The 2,231-nt window shown below is 36.7% G+C and carries 2 protein-coding genes; both read right to left on the reverse strand.

Annotation, left to right across the window (positions count from 1 at the left end; genetic code table 11):
• Positions 1-195: 195 nt before the first annotated feature.
• Complete coding sequence (locus K5G00_RS29115; RefSeq protein WP_238770085.1) at positions 196-1,329, reverse strand: ATP-binding protein; 1,134 nt, start codon at positions 1,327-1,329, stop codon at positions 196-198.
• A gap of 113 nt (positions 1,330-1,442) precedes the next feature.
• The coding region (locus K5G00_RS29120; protein ID WP_238770087.1) for an IS3 family transposase at positions 1,443-2,231 on the reverse strand (789 nt) is incomplete at its 5' end.

Consider the following 2,231-nt stretch of genomic DNA (forward strand, 5'->3'; position numbering starts at 1 on the left):
ATACATAATTGCTACATTTTGTGTAGCCTTTTTTTAGGACGGGTCAAACTGTTTGGTAACGGTGGTGGTATGAGGTCGTGGCGGTCAGACGAGAGGCTGACCAGTCCGACCGAAGACGAGGTTAGGACGAGATTCGACTGTGTCGAATCCGCACGAACCCAGCCATGCCTTATACCACGTGTTAGCTTTAGTATTTTATGTCAACCATTTTTCAAAATTGTTTTGGTTTATTACTTCAAATGATGAATCGGGGTAAGCATTTTTCCATTGTGAAGGTATTTTAACTTTTGATTCTTTCCATTTAAACTCAAATCCATATAAAGAACCATCTCTTTCTTCAACCCAGTCAACCTCTTGTTGCTCGTATGTTCTCCAGAAATAGTTATTTGAGGAGAGTCTTTTGTATTCTTGATATTTAAGTCGCTCACTTATCATATAATTTTCCCATAGCGAACCAATATCGTTACGAGATTCAATCGGGTTAAAATTTGCAATTACAGCGTTTCTTATTCCATTATCAAGAAAATACCATCTTGAATTTTTGGTAATTTCTTTTCTCAGGTTTCTGCTAAAACCTTCTACTTTGTGAAGTATGAAAACTTTGCTTAATAAATCAAGATATTTTTCGACTGTATTTTTGCTAATTCCAAGTTGCTTTCCAAGTTCTTGCAAAGAAACTTCTCCTCCAATTTGAAATGCAATTAGCCGTAGGAGGTTAAATATTTTTTGTGAATTCTTTATGTTTTCATATACCAAGATATCTTTTAGAAGATATGAACTGACCATTTCATTCAGATAGTCTATTTTGTCTTCACGGTCAGGAAGGTGTAGTAACTCTGGGTAATTGCCAAAAATTAATCTTTCTCTTACTTTATCAATTTTCTCTATGTTATTTTCGATTTGATTATATTCATTTTCAGAAAGTGCAAAAAGGTTGAATGAGTACTTTCTTCCAGTCAACGGTTCTCCTGCATCCTTATGAATGTCAAAAGAAGAAGAGCCTGAGATGATTATTTTCAAGTCTTCAATTTCATCAATCATAAGTTTTAGTTTTAAACCAATCTCTGGAATTTTTTGAGCTTCGTCAATGTAAAGAAATTTGTATGAACCTAAAAGTTGCTTGTAATTTTCAACACTTCTAATTGCAAGTTTGTCGTGCACATTAATATCCTCACCATTTAAAGAAAGCACAGGTTCGTTAATTTTTTCAAGTAACTCTTTAACAAGAACAGTTTTTCCGACTCTTCGTGCTCCAAATACTATTACAACTTTGTTGGATTGTAATTTCTTGATAATATTTTCTGATAAGTCTCTGACTAAATAATTCATAATGCCGTCATTTGTTTGACGCAATTTATATTAATTTCGACAATTTGTCAAATTTGTACCCGGTTTTTTTAATATGTCTAGTCCTAGAATACGGCTACAGGTTAAACATTGTATTAAGCAACATCATTAAACACCATATTTGGTGTTTTATACCTTAAAGATACATGAAGCCTTTTATTATTGTAAACTTTAATTGCACTTTTTGTTGCCCTTTTTGCATGAGCTGTTGAAAAGAAGCATTGGTCGAGGTAGAACTCGTCTTTCAATATTCCGTTAACCCTTTCTGCAATGGCATTTTCATAACAATGTTTTTCTTCAGTCATACTGATTTTAATTCCTTTTCTTTTTAGCTCATTTACATACATATGGCTGCAATACTGTACACCCCTGTCGGAGTGGTGTATAAGCCCGGCCGCTGGCTTTGTGTGCCACAGGGCCTTTCGCAGGGCCCGTAGGCAGCCCGCCAGCTCCAGCGAATCGCTAAGGTCATGTCCGATAATTTTCCGTGAATACAAGTCGGTAACCAGGGCTAAATAGCAAAAACCTTTCACCGTGCGGATATACGTTATATCCGATACCCACACCTGGTTGGGCTTTGTAACCTGCACCTCTTTTATCAGGTTATTGTATTTATGGAAATGGTGATAGGAATTGGTTGTTTTATAACTAGCCTTCTTCCTGCTTACCAGCATGCTGTGCTGCCTGAGTATATCAAACAGGCTATCCCTGCCAAGCTTTACCCCTTCTTTTTCGAATGCTGGCTTCAAGGCTTCATACAATTTACGTACACCAACCCTTGGCTGCTCTTTGCGTTCTTCTTTTACCAGCAGTATTACCTGCGACTCAACAGACTTGTACCTTTCCCACCGTCTTAGGTATTTATAGTATGCATCGCGTTTCAG

It is taken from the genome of Maribellus maritimus (assembly GCF_022267315.1).
Classification (GTDB): Bacteria; Bacteroidota; Bacteroidia; order Bacteroidales; family Prolixibacteraceae; genus Draconibacterium; species Draconibacterium maritimum.

What these genes read in the sequence shown, in the direction of transcription:
- K5G00_RS29115 (WP_238770085.1), bottom strand. Translation starts at nt 1,329, where the DNA reads ATGAATTATTTAGTCAGAGACTTATCAGAAAATATTATCAAGAAATTA.